The organism is Blastococcus sp. KM273128, assembly GCF_021698975.1.
GTDB lineage: Bacteria > Actinomycetota > Actinomycetes > Mycobacteriales > Geodermatophilaceae > Blastococcus.
The window spans coordinates 1-23,507 of the sequence record NZ_SSXA01000062.1 but is presented as its reverse complement, the minus strand read 5'-3'; the positions used below and the strand labels follow the sequence as shown (position 1 = coordinate 23,507).

Sequence of the window (23,507 nt, the reverse complement as noted above, 5' to 3'; positions counted from 1 at the left end):
GAGCCGGACAGACCGGCGGCTGCTTCACGCCCGCACCGGCTGACCAAGATCAGATCAGAGGCCGACCGAGCCGACCAAGATCGACGGTGGATCGAGGTTGAAGCGGCGGCCTCATGTTTCTCCGTAGGCTCAGCTCCAACGATGAGCGGTTCAAGACCCTTTCCTTTCACGACGGCCTCAACCTGATTGTGGCGGAGCGCACCGAGTCGTCCCGGCAGGGAGACAGCCGTAACGGCACGGGGAAGTCGAGCTTCGTCCGGCTTCTTCGTTACGTTTTCGGCGGGAGTCTGGCGTCGGAGCTTTCAAGCCCCTTCCTCGCCGATCACAGCTTCCAGTTGTCCCTGAGCGTGGTCAACGCCGAGGGGAAGGAAGAGTTCTTCTCCGCATCGAGGCGCGTGAGCCCGACAACGCGCGTCGTCGTCGAAGGCTGGTCTGCGACCGACGGTCGAACCGATCTGCATGTGGACGAGTGGCGGGTGCTGCTCGGCCAGGAGCTCTTTCATCTGCCGACTGAGGTCTCGCGGCCGACGCCGGGACAGCTGTGGAGCCAGCTCGTCCGGACGTACTTCGGCCGGCCGACCAAGGGGCACGGGTCGGAGGCTGACTGGGAGACCGGGGTCAAGCTCGGCTACTTTCTGGGGCTGTCGCCCGAGGTGCTCGAGCGCGCCGGAGACGTTGATCGCCTCAGTAAGCAGCGGAAGGCCATCCGTGCGGCCGTTAGGGAAGGCGCCATCAGGCATCTCTCGGCGGACGAGGCCGACCTGCGCTCACAACTAGCAACGGCCAGGCGTCGTCGCGATCGTGTCCAGGTGAGTCTGCGCGACTTCAAGGTCGACCAGCAGTACGCGGAGCATCAGGTTGAGGCAGACGATCTGTCCGCCCGGATCAAGCGGCACAACGAAGAGGCCCTGTCGATTGAGCGCCGTGTTCGCGAGCTGACGAGCGCCCTGGCAAGCGAGGTCGACGCTGCTGCAGACGAGGAGCTTCGGACTCGGGTCGTCCGGGTTTACGGCGAGCTCGGCTTGGAGCTTCCCGGCACGGTCCTACAGCGCTTCGAGGACGTAGCGGACTTCCACGAGTCGGTGGTCCGGAACCGGCGCGTGTTCCTGCAGAGCGAGCTCGACGCTCTTCGCCAGCAGCTCGATGTCATCGCTGAGCGCCGCGCTCGGTTAGATAATCGGCGCGCGGAAGTCCTGCGGTTGCTGAGCAACTCCGTAGCCCTCGACACCTTCCTTGAGGCCCAGCGCTCGCTGAGTGAGCTGGATGCAACGGCGGCGGACCTTGAGCGCCGTCTTGAGTCGGCCATCGAGATCAACGAAATCGACACGCGCTTAAAGGTTGCTACTGCTGAGAACGAGGCCGCGGTTCGAGCTGAGGTTGCTGAGCGGTCCACCTTCCTCGATCGGCCGATCTCGCTCTTCAACGAGCTCGGTCGAGAGGTCTACACCGACCGTGAGGCGGACCTGCTCATCCACGCCAGTCGCGGACTGCTTCAGGTGCAGCCGCGTGTCAGTGGGGACGCCAGCGAGGGCATCCGAAGTGTCGAGACGTACTTGCTCGACATGGTTTGCCTCATCGCCGCCTTGGAGGCGGGACGAGCTCCGAGGCTCCTAGTGCACGACAGTCACCTATTCGACGCGATGGATCACCGCCAGGTCGCCTCGTGTCTGAACATCGGGGCACGCCTTGCTGAGGAGCATGGCTTTCAGTACATCGTCACGATGAACTCGGATTTCCTTGCCTCAGTTGAGTCCCAGGGTGCGTTCAAGGGGAGCGACTACGCCATCGAGACGAAGCTGACCGACTCGGGAGAGGACGGCGGACTCTTCGGATTCCGCTTCGAGTAGCTTCGGCTGGATGCAGGTCGAAGCGGATCAGGCAGCATATGAGCGGCTCTGAAACCGCCTCTGGAAGGAGGTGGACGGTGATGGTCGCTGGGACGGGACCGTGCGGCAGGCACTCTTTAAGCACCCAATACTGCCGCAATCAGCCGTCACGAGCCGTTGCAGCCAACGCTGCGCACAGCCTCTGACCTGCGTACTCATCGCGGACCAACGCGAGCCAGCGTCTCAAGATCAAATCGCAGGGTTATTGGTTCGAGTCCAATCGGGGGAGCTCCCGCCAGGCCCGTGACCGCTCCGGTCGCGGGCCTTCGTCGTCCTCCGGCCGGATCGCCGCGCCCAGCAGGTCAGCCGCGGCCGTCGAGCTCGGCGGCCAGCCGCCGGGGAGCCCGCGCACGCCATGCGTCCTCCACCAGTTCGGCGAGCTCCCCAGCCGGGATCCGCCGGAGCCGCACGAGAACGACGGGGTAGCCGTCGAAGTGCGGGGTGGTGAGGAAGACGCCGGGAGCCGCCGCGAGCAGCGCGGCCTTCTCGCCCTCGTCGGCCACCCGCACCCCCAGCAGCGGCTCGTCGTCGTCCGGCGCACCGTCGCCGAGCGCGGCCCGCTCGGCCGGCCGCAGCGGCCGCGCCCACGCGAACGCCTTCCCGCGGACCCGCCACGCGGGGTGCCCGCCGTACGAGGGGTGCTCGTCGGTCTCCGGCAGCCCCGCGACGAGCCGCCGCACGTCCTCCCAGGTGGCCACCCCCGGAGTGTGGCCCCGCAGAGGCGCGGGTGGGAGGGTGCGGGGACGCGCACCGCCGCAGGACACCCGTGCAGAGAGGGACGACCGTGCCGACCGACCCCTTCACCGCCTTCCGGACGGCCGTCGAGCGCCGCGACGTCGACGCCGCGGTGCGGCTGTTCAGCGACGACTGCGTCTTCCTGTCGCCGATCGTGCACGAGCCCTACCGCGGCACCGGGCCGCTGCGCGCGATCCTGTCCGCCGTGATGTCGGTGTTCGAGGACTTCCGCTACACCGCCTCCTACGCCGGCGACGACGGGCACGTCCTCGCGTTCGACACCCGGGTCGGCGACCGCGCCCTCCAGGGCGTGGACATCCTGCGCGGCCGCGACGGCGTGCTCACGGAGCTGACCGTGATGGTCCGCCCCTACTCCGCCGCGACCGCGCTGCGCGAGCGGATGGCCGCCCTGCTGGCGTGAGCCCGGGGGCTGCGCCGGCCGGCCCCGTAGGGTGCGGCGGGCAGCCGTCGGCAGCAGGGAGGACGTAGGCGATGACCACCGGTCCCGGCCAGGAGACCGCCCAGGACGACCGGCCGCCGGTCACGATCTTCGGCCCCGACTTCCCGTTCGCGTTCGACGACTGGATCACCCACCCCTCGGGCCTGGGCGCGATCCCGCCGGAGCGGCACGGCGAGGAGGTCGCCATCGTCGGGGCGGGCATCTCCGGCCTGGTCGCCGCCTACGAGCTGATGAAGCTGGGCCTCAAGCCGGTCCTCTACGAGGCCTCGCAGATGGGTGGCCGGCTGCGGTCGGCCCGGTTCGAGGGTGCGCCGCCGGAGATCGTCGCCGAGCTGGGCGGCATGCGGTTCCCCGTCTCCTCGACCGCCTTCTACCGCTACGTCGACCTGCTCGGCCTGGAGACCCGCCCCTTCCCCAACCCGCTGACCCCCGCGTCGGGCAGCACGGTCATCGACATCGAGGGGGAGACGCACTACGCGGAGTCCTCCGAGGCGCTGCCGCCGCTGTTCCGCGAGGTCGCGACGGCGTGGGCGGACGCATTGGGCACGGTGCGCTTCGCCGAGATCCAGGACGCGATCCGGGCGCGCGACGTGAAGACGCTCAAGTCGCTGTGGGACGAGCTGGTGCCGCTCTGGGACGACCGCACCTTCTACGACTTCATCGCGAGCTCGGACGCCTTCTCCCGGCTGTCGTTCCACCACCGCGAGGTCTTCGGCCAGGTGGGGTTCGGCACCGGCGGGTGGGACTCGGACTTCCCGAACTCGATGCTCGAGATCTTCCGCGTCGTCATGACCAACTGCGACGAGGACCAGCGCTTCGTCGTCGGCGGGGTGGAGCAGGTGCCCTGGGGCCTGTGGAACCACACCCCGGACGCACCCGCGCACTGGCCGGCCGGGACGACCCTGGCCAAGCTGCACTCCGGCGGGCCGCGGGCGGGGGTCGCCGCCATCGCCCGCGCCGCCGACGGCAGCTTCGCCGTCACCGACGCCTGGGGGCACACCGCCCGCTACCCGGCGGTGCTGGTCACCTGCCAGAGCTGGCTGCTGACGACGACGATCGACTGCGACGAGGACCTCTTCGCGCAGAAGATGTGGACGGCGCTGGACCGCACCCGCTACATGCAGTCGTCGAAGACCTTCGTGATGGTCGACCGGCCGTTCTGGAAGGACAAGGACCCGGCGACCGGCCGCGACGTCATGAGCATGACCCTGACCGACCGGCTCACGCGCGGCACCTACCTGTTCGACCACGGCGACGACAAGCCCGGCGTCATCTGCCTGACCTACTCGTGGATGAGCGACGCGCTGAAGATGCTCCCGTACCCGGTCGACCAGCGGGTGCGCCTGGCGCTGGGCGCGCTGAAGAAGATCTACCCCGACCTGGACATCGCGCGGCACATCATCGGTGACCCGATCACCGTCTCGTGGGAGGCCGACGCGCACTTCCTCGGCGCCTTCAAGGGCGCGCTGCCCGGGCACTACCGCTACAACCACCGGATGTACTCGCACTTCGTGCAGGACGACTTCCCGGCCGAGCACCGCGGGATCTTCCTGGCCGGCGACGACGTCTCGTGGACGCCGGCCTGGGTCGAGGGCGCGGTGCAGACGTCGCTCAACGCGGTGTGGGGCATCATGCGGCACTTCGGCGGGGGCACCCATCCCGAGAACCCCGGCCCCGGTGACGTGTTCGCCGAGGTCGGCCCGGTCGCGCTGCCGGACTAGCGCGGACGGCTCCAGTCCGGACGGCGCAGCGGCAGCCGGTCCTCGCCGCCCGGCCGCACCGCCAGCACCTGGTTCACGCCCACCCGGTGCCGCTCGAAGGCCAGCGCCGACCCGGCCAGGTAGAGCCGCCACACCCGCGCCCGCCCGGGCGAGGAGGCCCGCACCGCCTCGTCCCAGTGCTGCTCGAGGTTGCGCACCCACGCCCGGCAGGTGAGCGCGTAGTGCCGCCGCAGCGCCTCGGCGTCGACGACCTCGAAGCCGGCCTCCTCCAGCACCCGCACGTGGGTGGCCACCGGCTGGAGCTCGCCGTCGGGGAAGACGTAGCGGGTGAGGAACGAGCCCGGGTCGGGGCGGTCGGGCCCGGCCGCGGGACCCCGCGCGATCGCGTGGTTGAGCAGCCGCCCGCCGGGGGCCAGCAGCGCGTGCAGCCGGGCGGCGTAGGCGGGCAGCTGGTCGTGTCCCACGTGTTCGGCCATGCCGACCGACGCGATCGCGTCGAACGGCCCGTCGGCGACCTCGCGGTAGTCCTGCAGCCGGATCTCGACGCGGTCGGCCAGCCCTGCATCGGCGGCGCGCCGGCGCGCCAGCCCGGCCTGCGCCTCGGAGATGGTCACGCCCACCACCGAGACCCCGTACCGCGACGCGGCGTGGAGGGCGAGCGACCCCCAGCCGCAGCCGACGTCGAGCAGCCGCATCCCCGGCTCCAGCCCGAGCTTGCGGCAGACCAGGTCGAGCTTGGCCTCCTGGGCCTCCTCGAGCGTGGCCCCCGGTGCCGGGAAGTACGCGCAGCTGTAGACCAGCGAGGGGCCGAGCAGCAGCCGGTAGAAGTCGTTGCCGACGTCGTAGTGGTGGCTGATCGCGCGCCGGTCGCGGCGCAGCGAGTGGCGCAGCCCGCGCAGGCGGGCCTCCTCGGGGGGTGGCGCCGGCGGGGGCCCGAGGACGCCGAGCCGCAGCAGGGGACCGGCCAGGCGGGCGAGGGTCCGCCGGTCCAGCCGCAGCTCCGGGCGGGCCGGCAGGTCGTCGGGGAAGCTCAGCGCGGCGTACAGGTCGCCCTCGACGTCGAGGTCGCCGCTGACGTAGGCCCGGGCCAGCCCGAGCTCCCCGGGCGCGAACACCAGGCGGCGCAGCGCCCGCCGGTTGCGCACCACCAGGGTGGTCGGGGCGCCGTCGACGAGGGACTCCGAGCCGTCCCAGCAGCGCACCGACAGCGGGAGCGGGGCACCCAGCATCGTCGTGGCCAGCTCGTCCACCAGCCGGCTGGCTCCCGGGTGCGCCATGCCCCCGACCTTGGCAGAACGACGGCGCCCACCGGGAGGGGTTCCGCCGCCGTCGGGCTCACAGGAGGCCGAGCACGAACCCGCCGGCCGTCCACAGGCCGAGCCCCGTCAGCGCGGCCGTGAGCACGACGAGCAGGACCACCCAGGCCGCCGCGAGCCGGTCGCCCCACGTCGCCGCGGAGGGCGCGGCGGAGGCCGGGTCCGGGAGCGGCCGGGCGAGCCACTGGGCGGCGTGCTGCTGGGTGCAGAAGTCGGCGTCCAGGAAGCGGAGCCCCTCGGCCTCGTCGGAGCGGGTGACCTCCAGGTGCACCCAGCCCCGGCCGTCGTCCTCGTCCGGCCACGGCCGTCCGCAGACGGCGCAGGCGGAGGCGGAGGCGTCCGCAGGGTCGGGCGGGTGCACGCCCGGCACGCTAACGGCGGGGCCGCGCCCGCCCGGCCAGGCGCACGCTCCGGTGTCCTGACCGTGACCTCCACCGGCTTGCCCGCGGTCCGCGCCGGGACCAGGCTGGGAGCACGACAGCCCGGTCGAGCGGAGGAGGGGGCATGCGCGCCCAGTGGCGGACGCGCGCGGGCAGCGGCGCCCGGGTGGGCGGGGTCGCGGTGGCCGCGGCCCTCGCGGTCGCGGGCCTGGCCGCGTGCGGCGACGACCCGACCGGCCCGTCGGCGGAGGAGGTGGCGACGCTCGCCGACGAGGTGGAGGCGTTGCGGGACCGCGTCGAGGCACTGGAGGAGCGGCCGGTGCCGTCGGCCGCGCCCGCCACGCCCACGGCGGAGACGCCCCCGTCCGGCGACGCCGACCCGACGCCGGGCGATGACCCGGCGCAGCCGTTCGAGGACCCCGCCGGGCTGTTCGACGACCCGGGCTCGCTCGTCGGTGAGGACGTCACGGTGACCGCCGAGGTCGTCGGCGTGGTCTCGGTCTCGGACGTGGGCGCCGCCTTCCGGCTCGGCGGCGGGGAGGGGACCACCGTCGGCGTGATCACCGTGACGCCGCCCGGCGAGCTGGACGAGGGCGACGTCCTCCGCGTGACCGGCCCGGTCGAGCGGGTCCGGCGGAGCTCCTTCGAGGCGGACTTCGGCATCTCCGCCGACGTGCTCGCCGAGGACCCCGAGACCCTGTTCGCCGCCCTGGCCGGTGACGTCGCCATCGCGGCGAGGAACATCCAGGTGGTGCCCCAGTCCTCCGGCTGAGCTCCCGCTACCGGGCGCCCTCCGGCTCCGGCTCGGGCGTCGGCTCCGGCGCGTCGGTGCTCGGGACGGCGGGCGCGGGACGCGGCACCGGGTTCTCGCGCAGGTGCACCAGGACGCGGTAGGCGACCGCCACGAGCGGCACGGCCAGCAGCGCACCGGCCAGCCCCCAGAGCATCGAGCCGGCGGTCACCGCGACGAGGATGACCACCGGGTGCAGCCGCAGGCTGCGGCCCACGATGAGCGGGTGCAGGACGTTGCCCTCGACCTGCTGCACCACCAGGACGACCACCAGCACGATGACCGCGTCGGTCAGCCCGTTGGTCACCAGCGTGACGAGCACCGCCACCGCCCCGCTCACCGTCGCCCCGAACAGCGGGACGAACGCGCCGAGGAAGGTCAGCAGGGTGAGCGAGGGCCACAGCGGCACGCCGAGGACCAGCAGCGCCGCGCCGATCCCCACCGCGTCGATCAGCGCCACGATGACGACCCCGCGGACGTAGTGGGAGAGCGTGGTCCACGCCGTCCGGCCGGCGCCGTCGACCTGCTCCCGCCTCCGGCCGGGCACCAGGCGCAGCACCCAGCCCCACATCGACGCGCCGTCCTTGAGCAGGAAGAACGTCAGGAAGGCCACCAGCAGCACCGCGGCCAGCACGTAGAGCGCCATCCCCGCCGCGGCCGTCGGCTCGGGCGCGAGCTGGAAGATCCGGTCGACCACCGCATTGCGCGCCTCGGTCACCTGCTGCGGGTCGAGCCCCAGCGGGCCCTCGATCAGCCACACGCGGATGCGGTCGATCCCGGCGGCCAGCGGGCGGGCGAGGTCGCGCAGCTCGTCAGCGGCGCGGAACCCCACGAGGAAGCCGGCGCCGGCGAGGAAGCCGAACAGCAGGAGCACCGACAGCAGTGCGGCGAGCGCCCGGGGGAGCACCCGGGACAGCAAGCGGGTGAGCGGGTGGACCACGGCGGTCAGCAGCAGCGCGACGGCGACGGTCACGGTGACCAGCGGCAGCCGCAGCAGGACCCAGAACACCAGCCAGGCGACCGCGGCCAGCACGAGGAGCGCGGCGCCGACCACGAGGGTCCGCACCGCCCACGGCGGTGCGGCGGGCGCCACGGGCGACGGGCGCCCGTCCCGCGCCGGTGGGAGGGACAGCTGCGCCGGGGCGCCGGAGCCGTCCTCCGACGCAGCCGTCGCCCGCCTCGGCCACCAGCTCACCGCTGCTGTCCCGCCCGCACACCCGCTCCTCCGGTCGTGGTGGTCCCGGACCGCACCGCGGTCGGGGGTACCCCCGCATCCTGGGCCACCGCGGCGCGACCGGCCGGGCGAGCCGGGTCAGGCAGCGGTGGCTCAGTCGTTCTGCCCCTGCTCCTGCAGCCGCTCGATGCTGTCGGCGGAGATGGCGGCCGAGCCCTCCTCCTCCGAGAACCACGCGTCGGCGTCCTCGAACAGCTCGTCCGCGGCGACGCCGAAGTCCTGCTCGAAGGTGTCCCGCTGCACCTGCACCACGGTGCCGGTGACCTGGACGACGTCGTTCGCGTCCAGCTCCGCGGGCGACGAGGCCGAGACGACCGCGATCGGCTCGCCCGATTCGCCGGCCATCCGGAAGGCGCTGCCGACGTCGGTCGTCGTCACCATCTCCGAGATCTCCGCGCTGACGGTGACCTCCTGGCCGACGAAGGCCTGGGCGTCCTCGAAGATCGCGGCGGTGTCGTCGTCGGGACCGATGCCGTCACCGCCACCGGAGTCCGCGCCCATCCCCTCCTCCAGCGCGCCCACGCGCTCGTCGAGACCGGCCAGCTGGTCCTCGACCTGCTGCAGGTCGTCGGCGCTGACGCCACCGGCCTCGGGGCCGGCCGAGTCGTCGCTGCAGGCGGCCAGCCCGCCCATGCCGAGCACGGCGGCGGCCAGGGCGGTCGCGGTGCGTCCGGCCCGTCGCCGGCCGGTGGTCGTGGTGCGTGCGGCGTTCGTGCTCATGTGTCTCCCCCTCTGCGTCGCGGCCGTCCGTGTTGCGGCCGTCGTCGGTGTGGACGGCGCAGCGGGTGCCCGTCGGCGGCCGGGCGAGGCGGGCCGTGGTCGCACCGACACGAGGACGTCACCGTTCCGCCGCATGGTCACGGGGCGGTGACGGCCGGCGGCCGGGCGTTCTGTTGCGGTCCGCTTGCAGATCCGTGTCAGGACGGCGGGCGCCGCGCTGACCGCCGTGCGGACGGGCACACCCGGCGCAGCGGCCGCCGACGCCGTGGCCGCCGTCCGCACCCCGGAGGTCGCCATGTCCCAGCCCGTCCTCTCCCGCCCGGCCGCCGCCCGGCCCCGCAGCCTCGCGGCCGTCGACGACGACCTGCGCTCGTGCCGCCGCATCCGCCGGGACGCCGAGCGGGAGCTGGCTGAGGTCCGCCGCCGGCAGGAGGAGCTCGCCGATCTCGAGGCCACCCTGCTGGTGACCCTCGACTGCCGCTCCCGGCTGGTGGACCACCTCCTCGACGAGCGGTTGCGGGTGCGCGACGACGGGTGCGCGCCACGTTCCTGAGGGCCCCGCGTGTTTCCCCGCGCCCGGGGTGGACACCGGAGCCGGGGGACGACGTGGGAGGAGGCCTGGTGACCACCGGGACCGGGACGCAGCAGGGCCGGGTGACGCCGGAGCCGCAGGAGCGGCCGTCGCCGCGGCAGGCGCTGGAGGCGCTCGCCGGGGTGCCGTTCACCGAGGGCAACCGGCTGCGGTTGCTGCGGAACGGGGAGGAGACGTTCCCGGCGCTGCTCGAGGCGATCGCGGGCGCCGGGCGGAGCGTCGACCTGCTGTGGTTCTCCTGGCGGGGTGGGCAGATCGCCCACCAGGTGGCCGGCGCGCTCGCCGGGCGTGCGCGGGCCGGTGTCCGGGTGCGCGTCCTGCTCGACGGCTACGGGGCCAAGCAGATCGACCGGGACGACCTGCGGACCATGCGGCAGGCCGGGTGCAGGGTCTTCTTCTACCGGCCGCTGCACACGCCCCGGCTCGGGGTCTGGAACCAGCGCACCCACCGGAGGGTGCTGGTCTGCGACGAGTCGGTCGGCTTCACCGGCGGCACCGGGGTGGACACCGCCTGGACCGGGGACGGCCGGCACGCCGGCAGCTGGCGGGACACGGCCGTCCGCGTCGAGGGCCCGGCGGTCGCCGGGCTGCGCTCGGCCTTCGTGCAGGCGTGGATGCAGGCGCAGGTGCGGCTCACCGGCGAGGTCGTCACCGACGAGGACCGGTTCCCCGAGCTCGGCCCGGTCGGGACGACGGCGGTCCAGCTGCTGCGGCCACCGTCCCAGCCGGGGTGGAGCGAGGCGGCCATGGCGCTGGCCGCCCTCCTGCACTCCGCCCGGCGGGAGGTGCGGATCACCACGCCGTACGTGCGGCTGCCGCGCTGGCTGCGCCGGGCGGTCGGGACGACGGCGCGCCGCGGGGTGCGGGTCCGGCTGCTCGTTGCCGGTCCGCACGTGGAACGACCGGCGGTCCACCTCCAGGGCGAGCTCGACTTCCAGGAGCTGCTCGACGCCGGGGTGGAGATCTGGCGCTACCAGCCGGCGCTGCTGCACGCCAAGGTGGTCACCGTCGACGGCGCCGTCGCGATGCTCGGCACGGCGAACCTGGACACCCGCTCGCTGGCGCTCAACGAGCAGGTGTGCCTGCTGGCCGACGACCGCGACGTCGCCGGGGCGCTGGACGCGGACTTCGACGAGGACCTCGACCGCAGCCTGCGGGTGGACCCGGGGCGCTGGCGGGAGCGGGGCCTCTACCGCCGGACCCTGGAGGTCGCCGCGGACGTCGTCGGGCGGCCGCTGAGGGGCTGGGGCGCCGTGGGGCTCGCGGGACGCCGTCCCTGACCGCCGCATGACGTTCCCGGGACGAACCCGGGACGACGGTGTCCCGACGGCGCCCCCGGGTCACGCTTGCGACGTGGCGGAGACGACGCAGCCGGCGGAGGCACGGACGGGGCGGGGCCACCCGCTGGGCCGGGGGAGCGCGGCGCTGGCCGGGGTGGCCGCGGTCGCCGCCGGGCTGGGGCTCGCCGAGCTCGTCGCCGGGGTGGTCCCCGCCGCCCCGTCGCTCGTCATCTCCGTGGGGGACACGGTCATCGACACCGTGCCCGGCTGGCTCGAGCAGTGGGCCATCGCGACCCTGGGCGCCGCCGACAAACCGGTCCTCGTCGGGGGCATCCTCGTCCTGTCCGTGCTGATCGGCGCCGGGCTCGGTGTGCTCGCCCGGCGCTTCGTCCTCCTCGCCGCCGCCGGCATCGCCCTGTTCGCCTTGCTCGGCGTCGTCGCCGCGCTCGCCGACGACCGCAACCCCGTCTTCCTGACCGCGCTCGTGGGCCTGGTCGGTGCCGCGGCCGGGATCGCGGTCCTGGGCTGGCTCGTCGTCGGCCTGCCCCGCCGCGCCGTGCCGGAGGAACGCGGCGACCCGGGTCCCGCCGACCCCGCCGACCCGGGGACGGTGCCCGTGCTCAGCGAGGTGGACCGGCGCCGCTTCCTCGCCGTCACCGGCGGGGCCACCCTCCTCGGCGTGCTCGCCGGCGTCGGCGGCTACCTGCTCTCCGGCCGGGACCGGCTCGACGGGCTGCGGGCCGCCATCCGGCTGCCGGCGCCCGCGCGGCAGGCCGGGCCCGTGCCACCCGGGGCCACCCTCGAGATCCCGGGCATCACGCCGCTGTTCACGCCGAACGCGGAGTTCTACCGGATCGACACCGCCCTGCGCGTACCCACCGTCGACCCCGACGGCTGGCAGCTCGAGGTCCGCGGGATGGTCGACGACCCGTTCGCGCTGACCTACGCCGAGCTCATGGAGCTGCCGCAGATCGAGGCCGACGTCACCCTGGCCTGCGTCTCCAACGAGGTCGGCGGCGAGCTGGTCGGCAACGCCCGCTGGCAAGGCGTCCCGCTGCGCGCGCTGCTCGAGCGCGCCGGCCTGCAGGAGGGCGCCACCCAGCTGGTCGGCCGCTCCGTCGACGGCTTCACCGCGGGCTTCCCGACGCTCACCGCGCTGGACGTGGAGGAGGCGATGGTCGCCGTCGCGATGAACGGCGAGCCGCTGCCGGCCGAGCACGGCTTCCCGGCCCGGCTCGTGGTGCCCGGCCTCTACGGGTACGTCTCGGCGACCAAGTGGCTCGCGGCGATCGAGCTCACCGGCTGGGACGTCGACGGCTACTGGATCCCCCGGGGCTGGGCCAAGGAGGGGCCGATCAAGACGCAGACCCGCATCGACGTCCCGCGGTCGGGGACCACCGTCCCGGCCGCGCGGCGGCCGATCGCCGGCGTCGCCTGGGCGCCGACCCGGGGCATCGAGCGGGTCGAGGTGCGCATCGACGACGGCCCCTGGCAGGAGGCGGAGCTCGCCGCGCCGCTCGACGTCGACTGCTGGCGCCAGTGGTACCTGCCCTGGGACCCCGCCCCCGGCCGGCACGTGATCGCCGCGCGGGCGACCGACGGGCTCGGCGAGGTGCAGACCGACGAGCGCACCCCCGTCGCGCCCGACGGGGCGTCGGGCTACCCGGTGGTCGAGGTCCTCGTCCAGGACTGAGCCGGGTCAGGCGGCGGCGTCCCGCTCGCCGGCGACCCGGCCCACCCAGCGGGCCACCTGCTCCACCACCAGGTCGGGGTGCGTCAGCGGCAGCATGTGACCGGCGCCGGGCACCTGCACCAGCTCCCCGTCGGGCAGCACGGCCAGCAGCCGGTGGATCTCCTCGTTCGGCACCTCGGGGTCGCGGTCGCCGTGCACGAGCAGCGTCGGCGCGGTGAGCGAGCGCCCGCGGGTGACGCCGTCGTCGGCCAGCGCCCCGAGGGCCGACCCGGCCAGCGCCAGCGGCCGGGTGGCGAGGAAGTCGTCCCGCATCCGCGCCACTGCCTCCTGCGGCTCGCCCGGGGCGAAGGCGAAGTGCCGGATGCCGCGGTCGGAGACGGCGCGGACCGGGCGGAGCCGCCGGCCCCACCGGGCGCCGGTGCGCAGGAGGGCGAACCACACCGAGCCCAGCCGGACCCGTGCCCACGCCGGGAGGTTCCGCCCGGGGAACCCGGGGGCCGTCACCCCCGCACCGCCGGAGCCGACGAAGACCGCGCCGGCGATGCGGTCGTCCGCGCCGCCGTCGACGTGCCGCAGCAGCACGGCCCCCCCGAGGCTGTGCCCCACCACGACCGCCGAGCCGCCGCGCGGGACGACGGCGTCCAGCACGGCCGCCAGGTCGGCCGCGTGCGAGGCCAGCCCGTAGCTCCCGGAGCGCGCGTCGCCCGACTGGGCGTGCCCCCGCAGGTCGTAGGCGACCACCCGGTGCGCCCCGGCGAGCCGCCGCGGTACGTCCCCCCAGGAGTCCGACGACATCCCCAGCCCGTGCACGAGGACGACGACGAGCGGGGCGTCCTCGGCCCCCCAGGAGTAGAGGGCCAGGCGGGTGCCGTCGAAGGAGGTCACGTCGGTCATGGCGGGCCCCTACCCAGCAGGCCCGCCGCTGGTACGCCGATGTGGTGACGGTCGCAGGCCTGTCATCCCACCGTCACGGGCCGGCGTGGATGGGCCACGCCGGGGTGGCGCATCGCCGTCACCCCGGGCAGGAGGCAGCGGGTGCACACCAGGACCCACGCGGTGCCGAGCACGGCTCCGGCCAGGACGTCGGTGGGGTAGTGCGCGGCGGTGTAGATGCGGGAGAGGGCCACCGCCGGGACGACGAGGACGGGCACGGCCAGCACCGCCCAGCGCCACCGGCTCCGGGCGAGGGTGACGACCAGCGCGGCGAGCGCGCCGTAGAGGGCGGCGGCCGCCGCCACGTGCCCCGAGGGCCAGCTCGCCGCCGTCGGCAGGCCGTCGGTGAGGTCCACGACGGCCGGCCGGGCCCGGTCGACGGTGCGCGAGACGACGAAGTAGATGCCGAGCTCGCCGACGACGGTGACCAGAACGAAGACCACCGGCCGCCAGCTCCCGGTGACCGCGAGGGCCAGCACCGCGAGGGTCACCGGCACCGCGACCACCATCGCGGTGCCCGACAGGAAGCCGACGGCGCCCGCGACGTCGGTGAGCCACGGCGTCCGCGCCTCGACGAACGCCTCGACCACCGAGCGGTCGAAGCGGCCGAGCGCGGAGCCGCCCAGCACGCCGGTGACCAGCAGGCCGAGCGCGATCAGCGCGGCCGACAGGGCCGCGGCGGCGACCAGCAGCCGGGTCACGGTGCGGCGCCCGTCGGGCAGCGCCGGCTGCCCCGTCGGGGCGGCGTGCGCCATGGCGCCCGGCTCCACGTCGAGCGGGTCCAGCGGCTCGTCGGGGTGCTCGTGGTGGTCGTGCTGCCAGCCGCGGAAGGCCGCCGTCGTCACGGCGAGGATCCCCGCGCCCAGGGCGTAGCCCGCGAGGACGTCGGTGACGAAGTGCACCCCCAGGGCCAGCCGCGTGAAGCCGACGGCGAGGGCCACCACGAGCGCGGCCGCCACCACCCACGACCGGAGCCCGCGGCGCACCGCCGGCAGGGCCAGCAGCGCCAGGGTCCCGAAGGTGACCAGCGAGACGGTGGCGTGCCCGCTCGGGAAGCTCGCGTTCGAGGGCAGCTCGGCGACCGGGTCGGCCACCACCGGGCGGGCGCGGTCGACCAGCGCCTTGGTGACCGGCACGAGCACGGCCAGCGAGAGGCCGGTGACCGCCGCGAACACCGCCAGCCGCCGCTGCCCCCGGATCAGCAGGAACACCGTGGTGAGCGTGAAGAGCAGGATCGACGCGGGTGCGCCGCCCAGGTCGGTGACGGCCTGCAGGACGCGCACCGTCGTAGGGGAGCCGGCCACCGCGTCGTTCAGCCCGGCGGCGACGTCGCCGTCCAGCGTGGCCAGCGGGGACCACTCGCGCTGCACCAGCAGGAGGAGGAGCAGGAACGGGACCAGCCCGGCGAGCAGCGCGACCAGGCCGAGGACGGTCCGCAGCCCGTAGCGCCCCAGCCCGGTGGTGCTGCGCTCGTCCTGCCTGCCGGCACGCTCGTCCACCCGGTTCATGCCCGTCCCCGGTACCCGCGCGGCGGCGGGCACACCGGCCGGGCACCCGACGATCGGGTGACGGCCGCCGCCGTGGGCTTCGCGTCACCGTGAGCCCCGGTGCTCAGCGCTGGGCGAGGTAGGCGGCGGCGGTCTGCCGCAGCCGGTCGTGCACGCCGTCGGCGGCGACGACGCCCTCGCGGCCGAGGTAGGCCTTCGCCAGCTTGGCGACCATCGTGTAGTTGGTGTCCACGACGTTCCCGGCCGGCGCCAGTCCCGCCTGGCTGACCAGCTGGTAGGCGTCGAGCACGTCCCAGCCGGTGAGCTCCGCGGCCCAGGTGACCAGGTCGTGCTGGCTCACCCGGTAGGCGTCCTCCAGCGGCCGGACCGAGCCGGTCGACATGAGGTAGTCGTCGGTCTCCAGCCGGGGCCAGGCGGGACCACCGCCCTTGACGAGGTCCACGACGACGACGGTGCGCATCGCCGCCTCGACGGCGGTACCGCACACCTCGCCCTCACCCTGCCGGCAGTGCCCGTCACCGATCGACAGCTGCCCGCCGGGGACGTTGACGCCGAAGTAGGCCGTCGTCCCCGCGCGCATCTCGGGGGTGTCCATGTTGCCGCCGTGGGCGCCCGGCGTGACGGTCGCGAAGGCCTCGCCACCGGCCGGCGCCACCCCCACGGTGCCGTGCATCGGGTCCAGCGGGAGCTCCACCTCCGGCCCGCCGCGGCGCGGCCGGAACAGGCAGGTGCCCCGCTCGCGGTCGACCTCGTACACCCACACGACCTCCTCGAGCGGGTCGTGCAGCATCGCTGTGCTGTGCGTCGCCGTCAGCGCCCCGAAGTGCGGGAAGGTGGTGGAGACGGCCCAGTCGCGGGCCGGCGCGATCTCCACGAAGTGCACCGCCAGGGTGTCGCCGGGCTCGGCGCCCTCGACGTGGACCGGCCCGGTCACCGGGTTGAGCCGCGAGAAGTCGCAGACCCGGCTGGGCAGGTCACCGGTGCCGGTGACCCGGCCGCCGAAGCAGTCCTCGGTGGTGAGCTCGACGACAGTGCCCGGCCGGACCCGCACCAGCGGCTCGGGGGCGCCGCCGAACACGTACCGGTACTGGTCGGGGGTCGGGGTGAGCTGGACGACGTCGAGGGTCACGGATCTCCTCCGGTGGGGTGGCGTGCCGGGGCAGGCGCCCCAGGATGGCGGAGGGTCCACGGCGGCCGGCGGGCGCACCCCGGGCGAGGGAACCGGGGTCCGGCCGCGCGTGCGGGCGTGCGAGGGTTTGCCGGAGACGCGATGGAGGAGTTGGCATGACCTGGCCCCGGCCGGTCCCGGTGATCGGTGACCAGACGCACGCCGCCGAGCGGGCCGCCGACCCCGCGGGCTGGGCCTTCGACGCCGCCACGGTCGAGGCGCTGCACACCGTCGTCGGGGCCCGCCGCGACATCCGCCGCTACCGTCCCGACCCGGTGCCCCCGGAGCTGCTGCGGTCGGTGCTGGAGGCCGGGCACCGGGCGCCGTCGGTGGGTCATTCGCAGCCGTGGCGCTTCGTCGTCGTCACCGAGCAGGCCACCCGCGACCGCGCCGCCGTGCTCGCCGACCGCGAGCGGCTGCGCCAGGCCGAGCAGCTCACCCCCGACCGCCGCGCGCGGCTGCTCGACCTGCAGCTCGAGGGCATCCGCGAGGCGCCGCTGGGCGTCGTCGTCGCCTGCGACCGCCGCACCCACGCCACCGGCGTGCTGGGCCGGGCGACCTTCCCCGACGCGGACCTGTGGAGCTGCGCCTGCGCCATCCAGAACATGTGGCTGGCCGCCCGCGCCGCCGGTCTGGGCATGGGCTGGGTGACGCTCTTCCAGCCGGCCGACCTCGCCGGGCTGCTGCACCTCCCCGAAGGGGTGCAGACCCTCGGCTGGCTGTGCCTGGGCTGGCCCGACGAGCGCCCGCCGGAGCCCGGGCTGGTGCGGCACGGCTGGTCGCACCGGGCTGCGCTGGAGGACGTCGTGCTGCGCGAGCGCTGGCCGTCCGACGACAGCCCCGCGGCCCCGGTCAGCCACCTCGCCGGGCCGCGGCCCGAGGCGGTGGTCGCCGCCCGCGACACCGGCGACGACCTGCTCGCCGTGCCCGGGTCGCTCGGGGTGCTCGACCGCGCCGTCGACCGCGTGCTGGCGCTGCCCGGCCCGGAGCCCGACGCCGGCACGCTGGTGGTCGTCGCCGGCGACCACCCCGTGGCCCGCGCGCACGCCGTCTCGGCCTACCCGGCGTCGGTCACCGCGGACGTGCTGGCCGCCACCCGCACCGGGGAGTCGCTCGGGGCGTCGACCGCCCGCCAGGCCGGGCTGCGGGTGCGCGCCCACCACGCGGTCTCGCCGGAGGCGCAGGGTGACCTGCTCACCGCCGACGCCCTGACCGCGGGCGCCGCCGCCGCGCTGGTCGCCGAGGGCCGGGAGCTCGGGCGGGAGCTGGCCGCCACCGGGCTGGTGTGCCTGGGCGAGGTGGGCATCGGCAACACCACGGTGGCGGCCGCGCTCGCCTGCGGGCTGCTCGGTCTGGACCCCGACGACGCCGTCGGCCTGGGCGCGGGGGCGGACGCGGCGATGCTGGACCGCAAGCGCGCGGTCGTCCGCGGCGCCCTGGACCGCGTCCGGGGCGAGCGCGACCCGATGACCCTCCTCGCCGCGCTCGGCGGGCCGGAGGTCGCGGTGCTCACCGGCGTCACGCTGGGGGCCGCCGCGGCCGGTTCGCCGGTGGTGCTCGACGGCCTGGTCACCTCGGTGGCCGCCGCCGTCGCGGTGCGCCTGGAGCCGGCCGCGCAGCCGGCGCTGGTCGCCGGCCAGCGCAGCCGCGAGCGCGGGCACGCCGCCGTCCTCACCGACCTCGGGCTGGAGCCGCTGCTGGACCTGCGGCTGCGCGCCGGCGAGGGCGTCGGCGCCGCGCTGGCCGCGCAGCTGCTGCTCACCGCGCTGCGCGCCCGGGACGCCGCCGGGCGGGTGCGGTGATCGGCCGGCCACCCCGCCGCGCGCTGGTGCTCGGGGGTGCGCGCTCGGGGAAGTCCCGGTACGCCGAGCAGCTGCTGACCCGGGCCCGCCGGGTGGAGTACGTGGCCTGCGGCCTGCCCGCCGACGGCGGGGACCCCGAGTGGGCCGGCCGCGTGGCGCTGCACCGCGACCGCCGCCCGGCGTCCTGGCGCACGGTCGAGACCGTCGACCTGGTCGGGGTGCTCGGGCAGCCGGGCCCGCCGGTGCTGGTCGACTGCCTCTCCACCTGGCTGGCCCGGGTGATGGACGACTGCGGCGTCTGGACCGGGGACGAGGGCGCCGACGCGCGGCTGGCCGCGGCCGTCGACGACGTCGTGGCCGCCTGGTCGCGCACCCGCCGCCGGGTGGTCGCGGTGAGCAACGAGGTGGGCTCGGGCGTCGTCCCGGCCACCGCCTCGGGCCGCCGCTACCGCGACGAGCTCGGCATCCTCAACGCGCGTGTCGCCGCCGCCTCGCAGCGGGTCTGGCTGCTGACCGCCGGCCTCCCGCAGCGGCTCCGGTGAGCGGCGGGGGCCCGCTCGCCGCGCTCGGGGTGTTCAGCGTGCTGCCGGTGCCGGCGTCCGCGCGCGTCCCCGGCCCCGGCGTGCTGCGCTGGCTGCCGCTGGTGGGGGCGCTGCTCGGGGCGGTGGCGACCGTGCCGGCGCTGGCGGTGTGGCGGGGGAGCGGCGCGGGCGCCCCGCTGCTGGCCGCCGCACTGGTCGTCGGCGCGCTGGCGCTGCTCACCCGCGGGCTGCACCTGGACGGCACCGCCGACCTCGCCGACGGGCTGGGCAGCGGCCGGCCGGCCGACCAGGCGCTGGCGATCATGCGGCGCCCGGACGTCGGCGCGTTCGGGGTGGCCGCGCTGGTCTGCGTGCTGCTGGTGCAGGTGGCGGCGCTGGCGGCGGTGCTGGAGGGGTCCTCCCGCGTCGCCGGCCTGGTGGGCGTGGTCCTGGCGACGACGGCCGGCCGGGTGGCGGTGCTGCACGCGGCCGCGCGGCCGGCGGCGGCCGGCTCCGCGCTGGGGGTGCTGGTGGCCGGCGCCGGGTCCCCGGTGGTGCGGTGGACGGCGACGCTGCTGCTGGTCGCCGCCGCGGCCGGGCTGCGGTTGCTGGCCGGCGGGTCCGCGGCCGAGGCGACGTGGGCCGTCGCCGCGGTGCTGGTGGCGCTGGCGGCGGCGGCGGGGCTCACCGCGCACGCGGCGCGCCGGCTGGGCGGGGTCACCGGTGACGTCTTCGGCGCGGTGGTGGAGACCGGGACGACCGCGGCCCTGGTCGTGCTCGCCGCCGGCACCGCCTGGACCTGAGGGGTCACTCCCGTGCGGCGCGCGCCCACCGCCGGGGGCTGTCGCCGGTCCAGCGCTGGAAGGCGTGCACGAACGCCGAGGCCTCCGAGTAGCCGACGCGCTCGGCGACCTCCTCCACGCTGAGCCCCACCGTGACCAGCAGCTCCTCGGCCAGGTGGCGGCGGGTCTGGTCGAGGACGGCGCGGAAGCTGGTCCCCTCCTCGGCGAGGCGGCGGCGGAGGGTGCGCACGCTGACGTGCAGCTCGGCGGCGACCTCCTCCTGGCCGGGCATGCGCTGCGGGGAGCGGAGCAGCAGGTCCCGCACCTGGCCGCCGAGCCCCCGGCGGGACACCCGCCGCTCGAGCAGCTCCCGGCACTGCGCCTCGCACAGGGCGGCGGTCAGCGGGGCCGCCTGCGGGAGCGGCTGGTCCAGCAGCGCGGCGTCGAAGACGACGGTCGACCGCGGGGCGGCGAACCGCGGCGGCACCCCGAACGCCGCCGCGTAGGGCGCCGGGTCGGTGGGGGCGGGCAGCCGGAGCTCGACCCGCCGGGGCACGACCGGCCGGCCGAGGGACTCCCGCCACAGCTGAAGCGCCGCCGTCGCGTCGCGCAGCAGGACGAACCGGCGCACGGGCTCGGGCACGTCGAGGTCGTCGAAGAACAGGCGGAGCTCGCCGCCGTCCTCCACGGCGCTCACCCGGGTGAGCGCGTAGGTCAGGTCGAGGAACCGCATCGCCACCTCGTGCCCGGCGCGCAGGGTGCGGCTGGAGAGCAGGGCGAAGCCCCAGATGCCGTAGGTGGCCAGCCGGTAGCGGCCGCCGGCGGCCAGCCCGGCGTCCTCGGGCAGCGCCGCGGCCAGCGCGGCCACGAGCCGCACCTCCTGCTCGGCCGCGATCTCCGCCTCCGGATCGGCGAGCTGCGCCTCGGTGACGCCGGCCGCAGCGAGCAGGCCGGCCCGCGGGAGGCCGTGCTCCTCGCCGAAGGCGCAGAGCAGCGCCGCGCTGCCCGTGCCCCGGGTCGCGGCGTGGAGGGGGTTGGCCGGAATCATCAAGATGCGGCCGATTGTGTCATGGCTCACAGGCCGCTCCCGCCTCTACGTTCGCGGACGTCACGGTCGGGCACGGAGGAGGACATCGGGCATGACGGCGATCGCGCAGGAACCCGCCACCACGACGACGACGGAGCACGTGGACGTGCTCATCGTCGGTGCCGGCATCTCGGGCATCGGGGCCGCCCACCACCTGAAGGACCGCTTCCCCGGGAGGACGTTCGCGATCCTGGACGCCCTCGACGACCGGGGCGGCACCTGGTGGACCCACCGCTACCCGGGCGTCCGGTCCGACAGCGACCTGTTCACCTTCGGCTACCGGTTCAAGCCGTGGCGTGGCGCCTCGATCGCCACCTCGGCGGAGATCCTCTCCTACCTCGACGAGGTCATCGCCGAGGACGACCTCGCCGGGCGCATCCGGTACCGGCACCGGGTGACGACGGCGAGCTGGTCGTCGGCCGAGGCGCGGTGGACCGTCCAGGTCACTCGCGAGGACACCGGCGAGGAGCTCACGCTCACCACCGACTTCCTGTGGATGTGCCAGGGCTACTACGACCACGGGCAGCCCTACCGGCCGGAGTGGCCCGGGACGGACCGCTTCCGCGGGGTGGTGGTGCACCCCCAGCAGTGGCCCGCCGACCTCGACCACGCCGGCAAGCGCGTCGTCGTCATCGGCTCGGGCGCCACCGCGGCGACCATCGTCCCGGCCATGGCCGAGACCGCCGCGCACGTGACCATGCTGCAGCGCTCCCCGACGTTCTTCTTCGCCCGCCCCCGCACGCACGAGCTGGCCGAGACGCTGCGCGCCCTGGACGTGCCCGACGACTGGACCCACGAGATCCTCCGGCGCGCCTACATCGCCGAGGGCGACGAGATCACCCGGATGTCGTTCGAGCAGCCCGACGAGCTGCGCGAGATGCTCGTCGAGGCGATGCGTCCGCTGCTGCCCGAGGACTTCGACATCGCCAAGCACTTCAGCCCGACCTACCGGCCCTGGCAGCAGCGCCTCGCCCTGCTGCCCGACGGGGACCTGTTCACCGCGATCCGGGAAGGCAGGGCGTCGGTCGTCACCGACACGATCGAGACCTTCACCGAGACGGGGATCCGCACCTCGTCGGGCGAGGAGCTCGAGGCCGACGTCGTCGTCACCGCGACCGGGTTCGACCTGTGCCTCTTCGGTGGTGTCGCGTTCACCGTGGACGGCGAGCCGGTGGACTTCACCGAGCGCGTCACGTGGCGCGGCACGATGATCAGCGGCGTCCCCAACATGGCCTACGTGTTCGGATACTTCCGCGCCAGCTGGACGCTGCGCGCCGACCTGGTCAGCGAGCTCGTCTGCCGGCTCCTGGCGCACATGCAGGACCGCGGCGCCTCCGTGGTCGTCCCCACCCTCCGTCCCGAGGACGCGGACATGCCCTTGCGGCCGTGGGCCGACCCGGAGAACTTCAACTCCGGCTACGTCATGCGGTCCGTGGACCGCATGTTCAAGCAGGGGGACCGCGAGCCGTGGACCCACCTGCTGGAGTACGCGGAGGAGCGGACGGCGCTCCCGGCCGTCGACCTCGACGACAAGTCCCTCGTCTACCGCTGACCGCCCCACCCCGACAGAACAGGAGCTCACATGCCCGTCGACCCGAACATCGCCGCGATGCTGACGATGATGGAGCAGGCCGGCCTGCCGCCGATGTACGAAGGCACCCCCGAGGCCGGGCGGCAGCTGTACCTGGCGCTGACCCACGGTGCCCGCACCCCCGAGCAGCTGGTGCCGGTGGGCTCCACCGAGGACCGCACCGTGCCCGGCGCCGAGGGGGAGCTGAAGGCCCGCGTCTACCGCCCGGAGGGCGAGGGCCCCTTCCCGACCGTCGTCTTCTTCCACGGCGGGGGCTGGGTGATCGGCGACCTGGACACCCACGACAACATGGCCCGCAACGTCTGCCGCGGCAGCGGCGCCGTCGTCGTCGCCGTCGACTACCGGCTGGCACCCGAGCACCCATTCCCGGCCGCGGCGGACGACGCGGTCGCGGCCGCGCGCTGGATCGCCGCCCACCTGGACGAGTTCGGGGGCGATGAGCGGCTCGGCGTCGCCGGCGACAGCGCCGGCGGCAACCTGTCAGCCGTGGCCGCCCAGGCCCTGACCGCCGACGGCACGCCGCTCACCGCCCAGTTCCTCATCTACCCGGCGGTGGACGCCGAGGGGGAGTACCCGTCCCGCATCGAGAACGCCAAGGGCTACTTCCTCGAGAAGGAGACGATGGACTGGTTCTACGGGCACTACGCCGAGGGCTGGGACGACGCGATGGACCCGCGGCTGTCGCCGCTGCACCACGGCGACCTCTCGGGGCTGCCGCCCGCGGTCGTGGTCACCGCCGAGTACGACCCGCTGCGCGACGAGGGCGAGGCCTACGCCGAGGCGCTGCGCGCGGCGGGCGTGACCGCCGAGGTGCTGCGCTACGACGGCATGATCCACGGCTTCTTCGACATGGGGACGATCTCGCCGGCTGCCCACAAGGCGATCGAGGAGTCCTGCGGCCGGTTCAGGGAGCTGCTGCACGGCTGAGCCGCCCGACCGGTCGCAGGTCCCGTGCCCCCGGACCCGCCCGGCCGGTCAGCGCTCGGGGAACAGCGCCCGCAGCGGGAGGCGCTCCGGCCGCCGGAAGGGCCGCCAGCCCTCCCGCGGCTGGGCCAGCCGGTCGGCGACCACCCACAGCACGGCGGGATCCACGCCCATGCCGAGGTGGGCGGCGTGCACGGCGACGTTCTCGCTCGTCGGCCCCTCCTGCTGCAGGCAGGTGCGCCAGTCGACGACGCCGTCCCACCGCGAGTAGACCGAGGTGCTCGGCACCGGCAGCGCGGGCGCCGGCCGCACGTCCGCCACCGCCCGCAGCCGCCGGTACTCGCGGTACGTGCCGGCGCGCGAGGCGGCCGGACGGGGGCGGGC

The 23,507-nt window shown here is 75.1% G+C and carries 21 protein-coding genes and 1 pseudogene; 12 read left to right on the top strand and 10 right to left on the bottom strand.

Going from position 1 to position 23,507, the window contains the following annotated elements; all coding sequences use genetic code 11:
• Nucleotides 1–113: 113 nt before the first annotated feature.
• Nucleotides 114–1,847, top strand: a complete 1,734-nt coding sequence (locus tag E9529_RS16185; RefSeq protein WP_236832243.1) for an ABC-three component system protein — start codon at nucleotides 114–116, stop codon at nucleotides 1,845–1,847.
• 341 nt (nucleotides 1,848–2,188) lie between these two features.
• Here the strand turns inward: E9529_RS16185 and E9529_RS16180 are convergent, their stop codons facing one another.
• Complete coding sequence (locus E9529_RS16180) at nucleotides 2,189–2,584, bottom strand: MmcQ/YjbR family DNA-binding protein (protein ID WP_236832241.1); 396 nt, start codon at nucleotides 2,582–2,584, stop codon at nucleotides 2,189–2,191.
• A gap of 86 nt (nucleotides 2,585–2,670) precedes the next feature.
• On the opposite strand from E9529_RS16180, the gene E9529_RS16175 reads away from it, so the two are divergent.
• Both E9529_RS16175 and E9529_RS16170 read left to right on the top strand, forming a co-directional pair.
• The gene (locus E9529_RS16175) at nucleotides 2,671–3,042 is read left to right on the top strand and encodes a nuclear transport factor 2 family protein (RefSeq protein ID WP_236832240.1); all 372 of its coding nucleotides are present in this window, start codon (nucleotides 2,671–2,673) and stop codon (nucleotides 3,040–3,042) included.
• Nucleotides 3,043–3,113: 71 nt separating this feature from the next.
• On the top strand, nucleotides 3,114–4,802 hold the full coding sequence (locus E9529_RS16170; protein ID WP_236832239.1) for an NAD(P)/FAD-dependent oxidoreductase: 1,689 nt from the start codon (nucleotides 3,114–3,116) through the stop codon (nucleotides 4,800–4,802).
• Here E9529_RS16170 and E9529_RS16165 read toward each other — a convergent pair.
• Together E9529_RS16165 and E9529_RS16160 are read right to left on the bottom strand one after the other, a co-directional pair.
• On the bottom strand, nucleotides 4,799–6,079 hold the full coding sequence (locus E9529_RS16165; protein ID WP_236832237.1) for a cyclopropane-fatty-acyl-phospholipid synthase family protein: 1,281 nt from the start codon (nucleotides 6,077–6,079) through the stop codon (nucleotides 4,799–4,801). The two genes, E9529_RS16170 and E9529_RS16165, sit on opposite strands and share 4 nt — an antisense overlap.
• 58 nt (nucleotides 6,080–6,137) lie before the next feature.
• Entirely contained in the window at nucleotides 6,138–6,479 is a 342-nt protein-coding gene (locus tag E9529_RS16160; protein ID WP_236832236.1) for a hypothetical protein, read from the bottom strand.
• Nucleotides 6,480–6,622: 143 nt separating this feature from the next.
• Between E9529_RS16160 and E9529_RS16155 the strand changes: the two genes are divergently transcribed.
• Complete coding sequence (locus E9529_RS16155; protein WP_236832235.1) at nucleotides 6,623–7,270, top strand: hypothetical protein; 648 nt, start codon at nucleotides 6,623–6,625, stop codon at nucleotides 7,268–7,270.
• 7 nt (nucleotides 7,271–7,277) lie between these two features.
• Here E9529_RS16155 and E9529_RS16150 read toward each other — a convergent pair whose 3' ends face one another.
• Nucleotides 7,278–8,354: an AI-2E family transporter gene (locus E9529_RS16150; protein ID WP_236832233.1), complete on the bottom strand. Its 1,077-nt coding sequence runs from the start codon at nucleotides 8,352–8,354 to the stop codon at nucleotides 7,278–7,280.
• A gap of 261 nt (nucleotides 8,355–8,615) precedes the next feature.
• Nucleotides 8,616–9,242 carry a hypothetical protein gene (locus E9529_RS16145; RefSeq protein ID WP_236832232.1) on the bottom strand — a complete coding sequence of 209 codons (627 nt, stop codon included), beginning with the start codon at nucleotides 9,240–9,242 and terminating at the stop codon, nucleotides 8,616–8,618.
• A gap of 184 nt (nucleotides 9,243–9,426) precedes the next feature.
• Between E9529_RS16145 and E9529_RS16140 the strand changes: the two genes are divergently transcribed.
• The 3 genes from E9529_RS16140 to E9529_RS16130 all read left to right on the top strand — a co-directional run bounded on the left by E9529_RS16140 (nucleotide 9,427) and on the right by E9529_RS16130 (nucleotide 12,807).
• Nucleotides 9,427–9,795 (top strand): hypothetical protein, encoded by a 369-nt coding sequence (locus tag E9529_RS16140; protein WP_236832231.1) that lies wholly within the window; start codon nucleotides 9,427–9,429, stop codon nucleotides 9,793–9,795.
• Between the two features lie 68 nt (nucleotides 9,796–9,863).
• Nucleotides 9,864–11,114, top strand: a complete 1,251-nt coding sequence (locus E9529_RS16135) for a phospholipase D-like domain-containing protein (protein WP_236832229.1) — start codon at nucleotides 9,864–9,866, stop codon at nucleotides 11,112–11,114.
• Between the two features lie 73 nt (nucleotides 11,115–11,187).
• Nucleotides 11,188–12,807, top strand: a complete 1,620-nt coding sequence (locus E9529_RS16130; RefSeq protein WP_236832227.1) for a molybdopterin-dependent oxidoreductase — start codon at nucleotides 11,188–11,190, stop codon at nucleotides 12,805–12,807.
• A 6-nt stretch (nucleotides 12,808–12,813) separates the two neighbouring features.
• Here the strand turns inward: E9529_RS16130 and E9529_RS16125 are convergent, their stop codons facing one another.
• The 3 genes from E9529_RS16125 to E9529_RS16115 form a co-directional block, all read right to left on the bottom strand.
• Nucleotides 12,814–13,701, bottom strand: coding sequence for an alpha/beta fold hydrolase (locus E9529_RS16125; RefSeq protein WP_236832225.1), 888 nt, complete (start codon nucleotides 13,699–13,701; stop codon nucleotides 12,814–12,816).
• Nucleotides 13,702–13,763: 62 nt separating this feature from the next.
• Nucleotides 13,764–15,248, bottom strand: coding sequence for a phosphatase PAP2 family protein (locus E9529_RS16120; protein WP_236832223.1), 1,485 nt, complete (start codon nucleotides 15,246–15,248; stop codon nucleotides 13,764–13,766).
• A gap of 103 nt (nucleotides 15,249–15,351) precedes the next feature.
• Nucleotides 15,352–16,377 carry an acetamidase/formamidase family protein gene (locus E9529_RS16115; RefSeq protein ID WP_236832221.1) on the bottom strand — a complete coding sequence of 342 codons (1,026 nt, stop codon included), beginning with the start codon at nucleotides 16,375–16,377 and terminating at the stop codon, nucleotides 15,352–15,354.
• A gap of 155 nt (nucleotides 16,378–16,532) precedes the next feature.
• On the opposite strand from E9529_RS16115, the gene bluB reads away from it, so the two are divergent.
• The 3 genes from bluB to E9529_RS16100 are packed head-to-tail and all read left to right on the top strand — an operon-like array spanning nucleotide 16,533 to nucleotide 19,542.
• Nucleotides 16,533–18,218, top strand: a complete 1,686-nt coding sequence (gene bluB / locus E9529_RS16110; protein ID WP_236832219.1) for a 5,6-dimethylbenzimidazole synthase — start codon at nucleotides 16,533–16,535, stop codon at nucleotides 18,216–18,218.
• On the top strand, nucleotides 18,215–18,760 hold the full coding sequence (locus E9529_RS16105; protein ID WP_236832217.1) for a bifunctional adenosylcobinamide kinase/adenosylcobinamide-phosphate guanylyltransferase: 546 nt from the start codon (nucleotides 18,215–18,217) through the stop codon (nucleotides 18,758–18,760). The genes bluB and E9529_RS16105 overlap by 4 nt, the downstream gene beginning before the upstream one ends.
• Nucleotides 18,757–19,542 carry an adenosylcobinamide-GDP ribazoletransferase gene (locus tag E9529_RS16100; RefSeq protein WP_236832215.1) on the top strand — a complete coding sequence of 262 codons (786 nt, stop codon included), beginning with the start codon at nucleotides 18,757–18,759 and terminating at the stop codon, nucleotides 19,540–19,542. The genes E9529_RS16105 and E9529_RS16100 overlap by 4 nt, the downstream gene beginning before the upstream one ends.
• Nucleotides 19,543–19,546: 4 nt before the next feature.
• Here E9529_RS16100 and E9529_RS16095 read toward each other — a convergent pair whose 3' ends face one another.
• A complete protein-coding gene (locus E9529_RS16095; protein ID WP_236832213.1) occupies nucleotides 19,547–20,599 on the bottom strand; it encodes an AraC family transcriptional regulator in 1,053 nt (350 codons plus the stop codon).
• 61 nt (nucleotides 20,600–20,660) lie between these two features.
• Here E9529_RS16095 and E9529_RS16090 point away from each other — a divergent pair, with 61 nt between their 5' ends.
• Both E9529_RS16090 and E9529_RS16085 read left to right on the top strand, forming a co-directional pair.
• Nucleotides 20,661–22,160, top strand: coding sequence for an NAD(P)/FAD-dependent oxidoreductase (locus E9529_RS16090; protein WP_236832211.1), 1,500 nt, complete (start codon nucleotides 20,661–20,663; stop codon nucleotides 22,158–22,160).
• 30 nt (nucleotides 22,161–22,190) lie between these two features.
• Complete coding sequence (locus E9529_RS16085) at nucleotides 22,191–23,126, top strand: alpha/beta hydrolase (protein ID WP_236832209.1); 936 nt, start codon at nucleotides 22,191–22,193, stop codon at nucleotides 23,124–23,126.
• Nucleotides 23,127–23,174: 48 nt separating this feature from the next.
• On the opposite strand, the pseudogene E9529_RS16080 reads toward E9529_RS16085, so the two are convergent.
• A pseudogene (locus E9529_RS16080) lies at nucleotides 23,175–23,507 on the bottom strand (alpha/beta hydrolase); the annotation flags it as partial.